11 protein-coding genes are annotated in these 12684 nt (G+C 64.1%); 8 read left to right on the top strand and 3 right to left on the bottom strand.

From position 1 onward, the window contains the following. Nucleotides 1-113: 113 nt before the first annotated feature. The 3 genes from Spa11_RS04405 (at nucleotide 114) to mutS (ending at nucleotide 4801) form a co-directional block, all read left to right on the top strand. Nucleotides 114-710, top strand: coding sequence for a hypothetical protein (locus Spa11_RS04405; protein ID WP_145108476.1), 597 nt, complete (start codon nucleotides 114-116; stop codon nucleotides 708-710). A 231-nt stretch (nucleotides 711-941) separates the two neighbouring features. Then, nucleotides 942-1946: a flagellar motor switch protein FliG gene (gene fliG / locus Spa11_RS04410; protein ID WP_231933136.1), complete on the top strand. Its 1005-nt coding sequence runs from the start codon at nucleotides 942-944 to the stop codon at nucleotides 1944-1946. A gap of 170 nt (nucleotides 1947-2116) precedes the next feature. Then, nucleotides 2117-4801, top strand: coding sequence for a DNA mismatch repair protein MutS (mutS, locus tag Spa11_RS04415; RefSeq protein WP_231933137.1), 2685 nt, complete (start codon nucleotides 2117-2119; stop codon nucleotides 4799-4801). A gap of 119 nt (nucleotides 4802-4920) precedes the next feature. Here the strand turns inward: mutS and Spa11_RS04420 are convergent, their stop codons facing one another. Continuing rightward, entirely contained in the window at nucleotides 4921-5370 is a 450-nt protein-coding gene (locus Spa11_RS04420) for a hypothetical protein (protein ID WP_145108479.1), read from the bottom strand. A 219-nt stretch (nucleotides 5371-5589) separates the two neighbouring features. On the opposite strand from Spa11_RS04420, the gene Spa11_RS04425 reads away from it, so the two are divergent. The 4 genes from Spa11_RS04425 (at nucleotide 5590) to Spa11_RS04440 (ending at nucleotide 9741) form a co-directional block, all read left to right on the top strand. Then, complete coding sequence (locus tag Spa11_RS04425; RefSeq protein ID WP_145108482.1) at nucleotides 5590-6411, top strand: class I SAM-dependent methyltransferase; 822 nt, start codon at nucleotides 5590-5592, stop codon at nucleotides 6409-6411. Between the two features lie 124 nt (nucleotides 6412-6535). Next, nucleotides 6536-7324 carry a 3-methyl-2-oxobutanoate hydroxymethyltransferase gene (panB, locus tag Spa11_RS04430; protein WP_145108485.1) on the top strand — a complete coding sequence of 263 codons (789 nt, stop codon included), beginning with the start codon at nucleotides 6536-6538 and terminating at the stop codon, nucleotides 7322-7324. A gap of 6 nt (nucleotides 7325-7330) precedes the next feature. Beyond that, on the top strand, nucleotides 7331-8266 hold the full coding sequence (locus Spa11_RS04435) for a hypothetical protein (RefSeq protein WP_145108488.1): 936 nt from the start codon (nucleotides 7331-7333) through the stop codon (nucleotides 8264-8266). A gap of 380 nt (nucleotides 8267-8646) precedes the next feature. After that, nucleotides 8647-9741, top strand: a complete 1095-nt coding sequence (locus Spa11_RS04440) for a redoxin domain-containing protein (RefSeq protein ID WP_197529735.1) — start codon at nucleotides 8647-8649, stop codon at nucleotides 9739-9741. Nucleotides 9742-9892: 151 nt separating this feature from the next. Here Spa11_RS04440 and Spa11_RS04445 read toward each other — a convergent pair whose 3' ends face one another. Both Spa11_RS04445 and Spa11_RS22740 read right to left on the bottom strand, forming a co-directional pair. Then, nucleotides 9893-10468, bottom strand: a complete 576-nt coding sequence (locus tag Spa11_RS04445; RefSeq protein WP_145108494.1) for a type 1 glutamine amidotransferase domain-containing protein — start codon at nucleotides 10466-10468, stop codon at nucleotides 9893-9895. A gap of 55 nt (nucleotides 10469-10523) precedes the next feature. After that, the gene (locus Spa11_RS22740; protein ID WP_197529736.1) at nucleotides 10524-10688 is read right to left on the bottom strand and encodes a hypothetical protein; all 165 of its coding nucleotides are present in this window, start codon (nucleotides 10686-10688) and stop codon (nucleotides 10524-10526) included. A gap of 311 nt (nucleotides 10689-10999) precedes the next feature. Between Spa11_RS22740 and Spa11_RS04450 the strand changes: the two genes are divergently transcribed. Beyond that, nucleotides 11000-12682 (top strand): hypothetical protein, encoded by a 1683-nt coding sequence (locus tag Spa11_RS04450; RefSeq protein ID WP_145108497.1) that lies wholly within the window; start codon nucleotides 11000-11002, stop codon nucleotides 12680-12682. Nucleotides 12683-12684: the final 2 nt, after the last annotated feature.

Genomic DNA, 12684 nt, shown 5'->3' on the forward strand with positions numbered 1-12684 from the left:
AGGTCCTAGGAGCCGCGTCGCGGCAGACCGCATTCTAACCCGCGGCGCCGACGATTGGCAGACGAAGCCGGCCCGCCCGTTGGACTTCGCTGTGGGCCGGGTATTCTTGGAGGGTGAACGCTCCTGAAACACCGAGCCCTGCGGGCCCCGACGAAGCGACGCTCCTCGTCGCCCAAGCTGGCCAGGCGGCCGCCGCGGCGGCGGGGCTCGAATGCGTCCTCGAACTGTCTCCGCACAGCGAGTCGCGCTACCTCCACGTCCTGCGCGGCGACGCCTGGTACGGCATCCGCGTCTCTTGCCACGAGGCGGTCTACGACTGCTGCCGCGACTACACGCAGCTGCGGGTCGGAGAGCCGCCAACGCCGGAAGTTGTCGCCGCTGCTAGTGCAGCCGCCGAGCAACTGGTCCTCAGCGGCGGTGAAGTTGTCGCCGACCCGGCGGCGGTCGCCGTCGCCATCGACAAGATCGCTGCGGTGCTCTGCGACGGCCGCACCTACCGCGACGACGACGGCCTCCGCTGGCGCTGGGTCGCGGACGAAGAGCGCTGGGACCTGGCGTGCCGCTACTGGGGCGACGAGTCCGTGCTGACGCCCCCCACGCACCGCCCCAGCACCGTGGTCACGGCCCGCATCCGCTGCCAAGTCCGCCACACCCAAAACGTCACCGCGCGCTGGGCCGCCGAAGCCGGCAGTGAATCTGATTCAAAGTAGTTAACCACAAAGGAACAAAGGAACGACGGAAGCAGAGCGCACGATTGCCTTCAGCAAAATCTCTTTGTTCCTTCGTTCCTTTGTGGTGAATCCTCTTGGAACCACCATCGCCGTGCTAGCAGCGGTTCCTTTTGCCTAACCGGCAGATTCTCTCAGGCGCCGCGGGCGTTTTAGTCGATCAATCTCGACGAAGCGCCGGAGTTTTCGCCGCGACTTGTCGAGGTCTGCCAAGTGCCTGCAATCACCACCCCCACCGGCCTGCACAAGGCCGCCGTCGTGCTGATGAGCCTGCCCGAGGAGCAGGCGTCGGAGGTGATGAAGCGCTTCTCACCGCGCGAGATCGAGCAGGTGTCGATCGAGATCGCCCGGCTCGAACGCGTCAGCGTCGAGGAGCAAGAAGAGGCGATCCGTGAGTTTGCCGAAACCAACCCCGTCAATGGCGACGGCGGCGGCCTCGAGTTCGCCAAGAAGCTCGTCAAAGGCGCGCTCGGCCATGAAGCCACCGACACCATCGACAAGCTCCGCCAGTCGATCGAAGCGCTGCCGTTCGGCTTCTTGCGGAACGTCGATACACAGAACATCGCGACCTACCTCGTCGATGAGCATCCTCAAACGATCGCCCTGATCCTGGCGCACCTGCCGGCGTCGTTCAGTGCGGCGATCCTCGGCGGCTTGCCTCCGGACCGCCAGCTCGCTGTCGTACGCCGGATGGCAACGATGGGGCAGACCAATCCCGAGATCGTCCGCGAAGTTGAGTCGGGGCTCGAACGCCGCATGTCGAGCGTTATGAGCCAGAGCTTCCAGGTCGCCGGCGGCGTCGAGGCGGTGGCCGCGATGCTCAACGTTATCGACCGCGCGACCGAGCGTTCGCTGCTCGACGGCATCGCGACCGACGATCCCGACCTAGTGGAAGAGATCCGCCACCTGATGTTCGTCTTCGACGACATCGGCAAGCTCGGCCAGAAGGACATCCAGCAGGTCCTCAAGTCGGTCGAGACCTCGCAGTGGGCGCTGGCGCTGAAGGGCGCGAGTCCCGAGCTGAAGGACAAGATCCTCAGCAACATCTCTCAACGCGCCGGCGACATGCTCCGCGAAGAGATGGAGTTCCTCGGCGCGGTGAAGGTCTCCGCGGTCGAAGAGGTACAGCAGAAGATTGTCGACATCGTCCGCGGCCTCGAAGACTCTGGCGTGATTGAGCTCAACGCGTCGGGCGAAGAAGAGCAGTTGGTGCAGTAGCGGGAGGGACGAGGGGTTAGGGGCGGGGGACGAGGGCTTCTTGGGGAGTCCTCAGCGCCAGCGCCGCGAGTGCAGCGAGGCCTGCTCGCTGCGCGAGTAGGCTTGAGACTTGAGGGCTGGTGCGCCAAGCTTTTCGCTTCACCAGCCGAGTCCTCAAGTCGCACACCTCAATGTCGCAACTCTCCCCCATGATGCAGCAGTACCACGAGGCCAAGGCGGTCTCGGGGGACGCGTTGCTCTTGTTCCGCATGGGGGACTTTTACGAGCTGTTCTACGAGGACGCGAAGGAAGCGGCGCGGCTGCTGGGCATCACCGTCACGACGCGCGACAAAGACAAGGGCGCGAAGGCCGTGCCGATGGCGGGGTTCCCGCACCACCAGCTCGACGCCTATCTGGCGAAGATTCTGCGTTGCGGCCGGCGGGCGGCGGTGTGCGATCAGATGGAGAGCCCTGCCGAGGCAAAAGGGATCGTCCGTCGTGAAGTGACGCGGATCGTCTCCGCCGGCACCGTCATTGATGACCAGCTCCTCGATCCGCAGGCGAGCAATTACCTCGCCGCCGTCGCGTTCGACGGCCAAGCGCCGAAGGGCAATCACCGGCCGCTTGTCGGCTTGGCGTGGATCGAAGTCTCGACGGGCGAGTTCACCGCCACTGCGATCGACGAACGCCGCCTCGCCGACGAACTGTCGCGCCTCGAACCGGCCGAGTGTCTCGTCGCCGAGGGTAGCGACGCCCTGTTGCCGCCCGAGGCGTCCGACCGCGCCGCCATCACGCGCCGGCCGACGTGGTCCTTCGGCGTGCAGATGGCGATGGAGTCGCTCCGCAAACACTTTGGGACCCAGTCACTCGAAGGCTTTGGATTCGATTCGTCGTCGCACGCCGACGCGTTGGCGCTGTCGGCAGCGGGGGCGATCCTTGGGTACCTGTACGAGACGCAAAAGGCGTCGCTCGCCCACGTCGATCGCTTGAAGCCGTTCCAAGCCGACTCGTCGCTGCAGATCGACGCCGCCACATGGCGCAGCCTCGAGGTGACGCACACGCTGCGCGACGGCCGGCGCGACGGCGCGCTCCTCGGCGTGATCGACCGCACCGTGACCGGCGCCGGCGCGCGGTTGTTGGCCGACTGGCTACGGCGACCGTTGACGAGCGTTGATGCGATCACGCACCGACAGAGCGCCGTCGCCGAACTGGTGGAGAACGCATCGCTCACGTCAACGCTCCGCGAAGAGCTACGCGGCGTGTACGACTTGCACCGTCTCGTCGCCCGCGCAACGACTGGCAGAGCGAGTCCGCGCGACTTGGCGAGCGTCGGCCGCACGCTCGGCGCGTTGCCACGCCTCAAAGCAAAGCTCGCCGGTCGCAAGAGCGAGCGATTGCAACGGCTCGAAGAACGCATCGACCTCTGCGGCGATCTGCGTGAGCAACTGACGGCGGCGCTGGTGGACGACTGCCCGCTCTCGCCGCGCGAGGGGGGCTTCATCCGCGAAGGCTACTCGGCCGACCTCGACGAGTGCCGCGAGCTGATGGCGGGCGGCAAGCAATGGATGGCGGCTTATCAGGCGAAGATCGCCGCCGAGTCCGACATCCCGTCGATCAAGGTCGGCTTCAACAAGGTCTTCGGCTACTACCTCGAAGTCACGCACGCCCACCAAGGCAAGGTCCCCGCGGAGTTCATCCGCAAACAGACGCTCAAGAACGCCGAGCGCTACATCACGTCCGAGCTGAAGGAGTACGAAGAAAAGGTCCTCACCGCCGAGGACCGCGCGTTCACGCTCGAGTACGACCTCTTCTCACAACTGCGCGAAGCGACCGCCGACGCGGGCAAGCGCCTGCTCGCCACCGCCGAGGCGCTCGCCGAGATCGACGCGTTAGCGAGCCTCGCCGAGCTCGCCCGTTCGCGCGGTTACTGCCGCCCCGAAGTCGTCGATAGGCCGGTGCTCGAGATCGTAGCCGGCCGCCACCCGGTGCTGGACCTGACCGAGCCGGAGGGAACATTCGTGCCGAACGGGGTGCGCTGCGCGGGGACGAGGGACGAGGGACGAGGGACGGGGGAAGAACGGCAGCCCTCGTCCCCCGTCCCTAGCCCCTCGTCCCTCTTGCTCCTTACCGGCCCCAACATGGCCGGCAAGAGCACCTACATCCGGCAGACGGCGTTGATCACGCTGCTTGCGCAGATCGGTAGCTTTGTGCCGGCGACGAAGGCGACCATCGGTGTGGCGGATCGGTTGTTTGCGCGCGTTGGCGCCAGCGACGATGTGTCGCGCGGGCAGAGTACCTTCATGGTCGAGATGACCGAGACCGCGCGCATCCTCAACACAGCGACGCCGCGGTCGCTGGTGATCCTCGACGAGATCGGTCGCGGCACGAGCACTTACGATGGCCTGTCGATCGCTTGGGCGATCGTCGAGCACCTGCACGACGTGGTCGGTTGCCGGACGCTGTTCGCCACGCACTACCACGAGCTGACGCAGCTCGCCGGCCGCCTGCCGGGCGTGGGGAACCTCAGCGTCGCGGTCCGCGAGCACGACGGCCGCGTGGTCTTCCTGCACCAGATCGTCGAAGGCCCGGCGGACAAGAGCTACGGCATCCACGTCGCCCAACTCGCCGGCGTCCCACGCAGCGTCAACGAACGCGCTGCCGCCATCCTAGAAGAGCTCGAAGCTCAAAAAGCCGACAGCCGACAGCCGATAGCCGACAGTTCGCGCAGCGCCGTTGGCATCCAGATGACGCTGTTCGAAACCGCGGATCATCCGCTACTCGATGAGATCCGCGCGCTCGATATCGATCGGTTGGCGCCGATGGACGCTTTCGAGCGCCTTCGCACGTGGCGGCAACGTCTGCTCGCTGAGCGCTAAGCCACTTCTAAGAATGGGACGCGGATGACGCGGATTACAAAGGATGAACGCGGATCTCTTCTAAGAAAAGGATCCGCGATAACCCATTTCGATCCCTTTAAATCCGCGGCCAATTCTTCTCACTTGCCGGTCAGCTCATCGAGCGCCGCGTGCAACTCGCGGTGGGTCGATAGCGAGTACTCGATGTCGAACCACGCCACCTTGCCGTCTGCGTCGAGGACGTAGACGCGGGGGCCGCGGCCTTCGCCGAGGGTGTTGTTGAGCTTCGTCGGGTCGATCGAGAGCGACGCGACTTTGTCGCCCAGCCGTGGGCCGGCGAGCGTCACGAACTTGACGCCCGCGTCAGCGTACTTTGGCGCGAAGTCGTCCTTGATATCGCCGGTGAACATCTCGTTCATCCACTCCGGCCCGCCGGGGACTCCGATGACGGTCGCTTTGGCGCCTTGGTTGTCGGCGACGCCTTCGAGAGAGGGGAAGGCGTCCCCCACGGCCACTTGGGTCATGGCCTTGTGATCCGCCGAGAGGATGACGGCGGGGATCGCAAGCAGCAGGAGGGCGGCCTTCAGCATCTGAAACCTCGATCGCAGTACGGGATACCGAACACCTCCTATTGGACGCCGCCGGTCTCTCCGGGTCAACGCGGCCCTACAACCGGCCTAGCTTGCCGAAGACGGCGAGCCGGGTGGCGTCAGCCCCCGGAGTGCAGCGGGGTTCGCTTACCAGACTATTCACCACAACCCTCCGAGGACTAACGTCCCCGGCTCGCCGCCGTTACGCTACTGGGCCTTATGCAGCGGCTTCCCGATTGGCGACTCCCCCCCGGCGTGCCGCGTGGCGCGTGGGACTACACGCAGCTGCGGTCGATCGCCGATGACTACGACGCCTACCACGCCGATAACCCCCTCTTTGCGTTCGAAGAGAGCGTACTCGCAGAGACCTTTGGCGAGCCCCCAACGTTAGTTGGGGGAGTTTCTAGCAGTGGAGTAATCGCCGACCTCGGTTGCGGCAGCGGCCGGGCGCTGCTGCCGCTCGTGCGTCGTGGCTGGCGGGGCCTGGCGATCGACCTCTCCGACGCGATGCTCGACGTGGTGCGCGCGAAGGCCGATGCCGAATCGCTGCCGGTCGAGTGTGTCTGCGCGAACCTCGTCGAGATGACTCCGGACCTCGTCGCCGATGAATCGGCCGACCACGCCATGTGCCTGTTCAGCACCCTGGGCATGATCCGCGGCCGCGAGCACCGCCTCACCGCGCTGCGGCACATGCGGCGTATCCTGAAGCCGGACGGCAAGCTCGTGCTGCACGTCCACAACTTCTGGTTCAACTTGCGCGACCCCGGCGGCCCCTGGTGGGCGCTGCGTAGTTTGGCGAAGGGCGCCGTCGGGAAGGGCGGCTACGAAACGGGCGACAAGACTTATCCGTACCGCGGCGTTCCCAACTTCTTCCTGCACGTCTTCCGCGAGCGCGAGTTGCGGCGAGACCTCTGCGAAGCGAACCTCAAGGTGCTGCGCTGGCTCTCTCTCGACGTCGCCCGACGCCACGCGCTCCCACGGCCTTGGTTGTTCCCATCGCTACGGACGAACGGGTGGATCATTGTTTGTCAGAAGGAATGAACCACAAAGGAACGAAGGAACAAAGGCTTGATGCGAAGTCCTTCTTTGTTCCTTCGTTCCTTTGTGGTTCAAGTCTTTTGTTTCCCCTTTGATTTCACTAAGAGCCGAGCTGACAATAGGCCCCATGACTCAGATCACCGCCCCGCAGTTCACCGCCCGGAAGGGCGCCGCCGAGAAGCTGGTCGTTCTTACCGCGTACGACTACACGACGGCGCAGCTCATCGATGAGGCTGGCGTCGACGCCATTCTCATCGGCGACAGCCTCGGCATGGTCGTGCAGGGACGCGGCAGCACGCTGGGCGTCACGCTCGATCAGATGATCTACCACGCCGAGATGGTCGGCCGCGCGGTCACCAAGGCGCTGACGGTGGTCGACCTGCCGTTCCCGATCAACCACTACGACACGGGCGCCGCGATCGACGCGGCCGCGCGGATCCTCAAGGAGACGGGCTGCCAGAGCGTCAAGCTCGAAGGGGGGGAGGCCCAGGCCGACACGATCCACGCCCTGGTGACGGCGGGCATCCCCGTGATGGCCCACGTCGGCCTGCGTCCGCAGAGCGTCCACCAATTAGGCGGCTACAAGGTGCAGCGAGACGAACAACGCCTGCTCGCCGACGCCCGCGCCGCCAGCGAAGCCGGCGCGTACGGCATGGTGATCGAGTGCGTGCCGAGCGAGATCGCCAAGTCGATCACCGCCGCGGTCCCGATCCCCACCATTGGCATCGGCGCCGGCCCCGACTGCGACGGCCAAGTCCTCGTGATCCACGACGTGCTCGGCATGACGACGGGTTACGTCCCACGTTTCGTGCGGAGCTACGCGAAAGTCGGCGAGACGATCAAGGAAGCGACCGCGGCGTTTGCGAAGGACGTGCGCGGGGGGGAGTTTCCGGGGCCGGGCGAGGCGTTTAAGTGATTCTGAATGACTGAGCAATTGTGCATATTCAACCTCGATTTCCCAAGCCATCGTGACACGATGGTAGTCGAGTCTTATTCCATCCAGAAAGTGCCAGAATACGTCGATCGGCTAAAGTCTTTGCAGCACTTGGTGGATATCACGACCGACGAACATCGTGTGACTAGGAATACAGGAACGCATGCGATAACAGCGACGGCGACGCTAGTCGGTGACAAAATGCCATCCGCGTTGCCGTGGGACCAAGTTATCGATTCGATCGATGACATTTGCGTCCTGTTGTCTCTGTTCTCATCACGCTGTGTCTTTGCAGCTGACAAAGCCATCGTTGAGAATCCTGACCATGTAATCCTCCAAGACTCCAGGGAATGGCCTTGGGGTGGGACCATTCGTTGTTCAGCAAAGTACGAGACGGCAGAGTCGCCGCAGCCGGGGCATAAATGGTGCGGAGATGTCAGCCTCGAAAAAGCAGTTGGAACTGCTATGAAGGTGATTCGAAGGCAAGACTGGAGAGATCGATACGACTGTGGCTATCCGCTCATTTCTGCATATTGGGCCTTCCAGCAACGCACGATCAATTCGGCTTTTGTCCAATGCTGGACACTTCTAGAAATGCTTTTTGCGTTGGACAACCGTTCTTGGATGAGTTCGGATGCGATTAGGAAGTGCAGCGCTTCAGAAAAGGTAGCGTTTTTGCTCGTGCGTTATGCGTTGCGTTCTTCGTTAACGGATTCGGAAAAGAGGCGAGTAAATGAACTGGCCTCAGTCAGAAACCGACTCGTCCATTTCGGCAGATTGCCAGATACGGAGCGAGCACGCGAGCACGCAGTTATGTTGATCCGTATCACGGAGTGGATAGTAGCCGCAATACTAGAGCTGACTCCTTCCCATGTTTTCAACACAGTAGATCGACTGGAAGAATTCTTAACATCGAGACGGTAGGTCTGCTTTGAGACTTCGCAAGTCATCAAGACGCCCCAACCACTTGCCGGCGTCGTCTCGATCTGGGGGACAGTGACGACGACGGACGAATGGCGGGGCTCGGCGCATCGGGCGCGTCGCTCGCGCGGCTCCTTCTAGCGATAGTCCCCGCCGGCGTTGCGTCAAAGCTACGGGCGCCGTTTGCGTACCTCCCACACCGCAGCGGGGTGGCGATCCCTCCGCCAGGGTCGGTCGACTACGGCTTCGGCGACGGTAAGCGGTCGCACCTAGTCGGCGATTATCCTCGTGCTGCGGCGCCGATTGCTTGGCGGCGTGGCGAGTTTGGCAATAATCGAACGCTTCCTGTGCCGAATCCTCTGTGTCTACCTCGGGATAATGCCATGCGGGCTCAACTCTGCGCTCTGCTGTTCTCGGCCCTAGCGCCGGCGTTCGCCTTTGCTCAAGTAGCCGACACCGAGAAGCTCCTGCCGCAACGGCTGTTGCAGCTGGTGCATACGCCCGAGGTGCAGGCCGAGCTCAAGCTCACGCCCGGCAAGCAAGCGGCGCTTGAAAAACTGCTCACGAAGTTGGACGCGGTTTGGCTGCCGTCGCGGAACTTGTCGCCCGACGAGATGCGGACGACGGTCGCCGGCCTCGAGGAGCAGGTCCGACAATGGGTCGTCGCGAACCTTTCCAAGCAGCAAGCGCGCCGGCTCCATCAACTCGAGTGCCAGGCGCAGGGCGTGCGCGCGATGCTCCGCGAAGCGATGGGCAAGCGACTTGAGTTATCGCCCGAGCAAATCAACGGCTTTCTGACGCGGGCCCAAGCCACCGAAGCGGTCCAGGAAGAGTTGCGGCAGGCACAGCAAAGCGGATCGCCGACCGAGGAAATACAGACACGTCTCAAGGAAACCGTCGCGGCGGAACAAGCGGCGCTCGCTGAGGCGCTGACGCCTCAGCAACACGAGGCGATGTGGAAGCTGCTCGGCGAACCATTCGACACGTCGAAGCTCACGCGTATTTATCCGCTTGCGCCGGAGTTCGTGCGCGTAGACGACTGGATCAACTCGAAGCCGCTGACGCTCAAGTCGTTCCGTGGAAAGGTGGTGCTGGTCCACTTCTACGCGTTCCAGTGCCACAACTGCCATGCGAACTTCGACATCTACAAGCGTTGGCACGACGAACTGGCGGAGAAGGGCGTGGTGCTGATTGGCATCCAAACGCCGGAGACTTCGAGCGAACGCGACCCCAAGCTGGTGAAGGCGGCGGCCGCCGAACGTGGACTCGAGTTCCCGATCCTCGTGGACCTGGAGAGCAAGAACTGGGCGGCGTGGGGCAACACGATGTGGCCGACCGTGTATGTCGTCGACAAGAACGGTTACATCCGCTCGTGGTGGATGGGCGAGCTGAACTGGCAAGGCGCGACGGGGGACAAGTCGATCGAAGAGATGGTCGAGGTGGCGCTGGCGGAAGCGGGGCCTGAAGAGAAGTCGTAGCGCGCTTGTCCCCCTCCCTGAAAGCGAGGGGGGATGTGACGAGACACCGACACGGCGCATGGGACCTCTTTTATGGGGCCATCCAATAACGAAGCGGGCGGGAACGACATCGTTCCCGCCCGCTTCGGTTGTTAATCCAAGTTGCATCGACTCACGCCGTCTGCCCGGCGTGCTTGCCCTCGGCGATCTCATCGACGAGCTTCGCGCAGAAGGCGTTGAGGTCGGCGGGCGTGCGGCTGGTGACGAGGCCCTCGTCGCAGACGCACTCTTCATCGACCCAGTTCGCGCCGGCGTTGATGAGGTCAGTCCTGACGCTTGGGTAGGAAGTCACCTTGCGGCCTTCGACCACGTCGGCCTCGACGAGCAGCCACGGCCCGTGGCAGATCGCGGCGACCGGCTTGTGCTGCTTGAAGAACTCGGTGACGAAACGCACGGCGTCGGCGTCTTGGCGCAGGGTGTCGGGGTTCTTGAGACCGCCGGGCAAGATCAAGGCGTCGAACTCGTCGGCGCTCGATTCGCTAACGATGCGATCGACGGGGATCTTGTCGCCGAGTTGATCGTGATGCTTGCCTTGGATCTCGCCCATCTCGAGCGAGACGACGAAGGCTTCACCGCCCGAGTCGATGACGGCGTCGCGGGGTTGGGTAAGCTCGTCCTGCTCGAAGCCGTCGGTGGCGAGCACCGCGACCTTCTTCCCTTTGAGTTGATCGGCGTCGTACTTGTTCATTTGTTATCGCTCGGTTGTTGGTGTTGTCGTTTGTTTATTGATCGCCCGCTCGTGGTTAACCGTGCTCGACGTTGACCGTCGCGGGCTTCAGCTTCTCCATCGGCTGACCACAGCAGGTGAAGGTCGGCTCACCGGTTTCGCAGTGGCAGGGCGTTTTGATTTCGATCTGCATCTTGCAATGGCTGCACTGGTAAGCGTCGCCAACGAGGGGCTTGGACATGGTCGCACTCCTGACGAGGGGTGAACGCCGCCGTGGGTCCGCGTTCGCTAGACGCGGCAGCCGGGCGGCATCGCTTGCAACACTGCTGGTGCAATCGCCATGCCTACGACGAGACGACGACTGGCCGTGCGCCAGCTGGGGTGACGCCGCTGCTTCCGCTGACAGTCTGGGCGCAACGCGACCATTGAGGCCGTGGGCCAATCAATACTCAGATTGAGCAAAGTAGTGGCTAAAACGATTTCTGCCGGTTCGAGCGATCGCTTATAATGCTCGCATTGTGGGGAGTCGGTTCGGTTTAGGAGGTGGGGTGGGTGGACGAGATCGAGCAAAGCGTTGACGCGGCCCGGCAGCGGTTGGTGCTCCGGCAATGGGCGGGGCGTCTCGCGCTCTGCCTGACGATCGCGTTCGGTGTCGCTTTCGTGGCGATTCTGGCGCCCAAGGTGGTCGTACTGCCGAACCTGCCCGCGAGTTGGGCCACGCTCTGGCTTGCCGGAGCGGTGCTGGCGGGCGTTGTGGCGGCGAGCGTCTGGACAGCCTTGCGTCGCAAGACGCGGGTCGAGGCGGCGGTCGAGATCGACCAGCGTTACAACCTCCGCGAGCGGATCGCCAGCAGCCTGACGCTCAGCGAAGAGGACTTGGCCACGCCCGCTGGCGCCGCGCTGCTGCGCGACGCCCGGCGGGCGATCGCGAAGGTCGAGGTCGCCGAGCGGTTCAAGCTGGGGCTCGACCGGGGCGTTTGGCGGCCGCTCGCCCCGGCGCTGGCCGCGCTGCTGATCGCGACGCTGGTCGGGAACCGCACAGCGCAGGCGACCGTCGAGCCGTCGCCAACCGAGCAGGTCGCGGCCGACGAGGCGAAGAAGGCCGCCGAGGAGGCCCGCAAGCAGCTGGCGAAGCGCCGCCAGGAGGCCGAGGAGAAGGGGCTCGCCGACGCCTCGGCGCTGCTCAAGAAGGTCGAAGAGGGGACGGCCGAGCTGGCGAAGAAAGAAGCCAAGGACCCCGCCAAGGCGGCCGTCAAGCTCAACGACCTGTCACGAGAACTCGCCGAGCGACGCGACAAGCTCGGTGGGGGCGACGAGCTGCGCAACCAGCTCAACCGCATGAAAGACATTGGTAAGGGCCCCGCCGACAAGGCCGCCGACGCCATGAAGCAGGGCGATTGGCAGAAAGCGATGGACGAGATCGCCAAGGTCCGCGAGCAGCTCGCAGGCGGGGACCTCCCGCAGGAGAAAAAGGACCAACTCGCCGCGCAGCTCGGCAAGATGCAGCAGCAACTGGGCGAGGCGACTCAACAGCACCAACAGCAGAAGCAGGACCTTGAGCGGCAGCTCGCCGAGGCCCAGCGACAGGGCGACCTCAACCAGGCCGGCAAGCTCCAGCAGAAGCTCGACCAGCTCGGCATGAAGCAGCCGCAGATGGAACGCTTGCAGCAGCTAGCGCAGCAGATGCAGCAGGCGAAAGAGGCGATGGAAGCGGGCGATCCGCAGCAGGCTGCCAACGCGATGCAGCAGATGGCCCAGCAGATGGACCAGATGGCGCGCGAGGATCAGGAGATGCGGATGCTCGACGCTGCGATGGCCGACATCATGGGCGCCAAAGAAGCGATGGGAATGGAAGCGGGCGACAAGCCCGGCGACCAAGCCGGCCAAATGGCGGGCAATCAGCCCGGGATGGGGCAGGAGGGCCAAGGCCAGAACCAGCCCGGCGCGAATGGCCGCGGAATGGGCCGGGGACGCGGCGATGGCTCGCGCAACACCGAGAAAGACAACGTCTCCTACCGCGACACCCAGGTCCGCCAAGACGTGGGCCGCGGCTCGAGCACGTTCGGTGGCCTCGTCGATGGCCCGACGGTGAAGGGGGACGTCGTCGAGTCGATCAAGACGCCGCTCAACGCTTCCGACGCTCAGCCGGCCGACCCACTCACCAGCGAGCGGCTCCCGAAGTCACGCCGCGAGCACGCCGAGGAGTACTTCCGCGGCCTGCGGGACAAGCTTTGAGC

It is taken from the genome of Botrimarina mediterranea (assembly GCF_007753265.1).
Classification (GTDB): Bacteria; Planctomycetota; Planctomycetia; order Pirellulales; family Lacipirellulaceae; genus Botrimarina; species Botrimarina mediterranea.

Coding starts and splice junctions, on each gene's coding strand:
- mutS (WP_231933137.1), top strand. CDS start 2,117: ATGTCGCAACTCTCCCCCATGATGCAGCAGTACCACGAGGCCAAGGCG.
- Spa11_RS04420 (WP_145108479.1), bottom strand. CDS start 5,370: ATGCTGAAGGCCGCCCTCCTGCTGCTTGCGATCCCCGCCGTCATCCTC.
- Spa11_RS04425 (WP_145108482.1), top strand. CDS start 5,590: ATGCAGCGGCTTCCCGATTGGCGACTCCCCCCCGGCGTGCCGCGTGGC.
- panB (WP_145108485.1), top strand. CDS start 6,536: ATGACTCAGATCACCGCCCCGCAGTTCACCGCCCGGAAGGGCGCCGCC.
- Spa11_RS04435 (WP_145108488.1), top strand. CDS start 7,331: ATGACTGAGCAATTGTGCATATTCAACCTCGATTTCCCAAGCCATCGT.
- Spa11_RS04440 (WP_197529735.1), top strand. CDS start 8,647: ATGCGGGCTCAACTCTGCGCTCTGCTGTTCTCGGCCCTAGCGCCGGCG.
- Spa11_RS04445 (WP_145108494.1), bottom strand. CDS start 10,468: ATGAACAAGTACGACGCCGATCAACTCAAAGGGAAGAAGGTCGCGGTG.
- Spa11_RS22740 (WP_197529736.1), bottom strand. CDS start 10,688: ATGTCCAAGCCCCTCGTTGGCGACGCTTACCAGTGCAGCCATTGCAAG.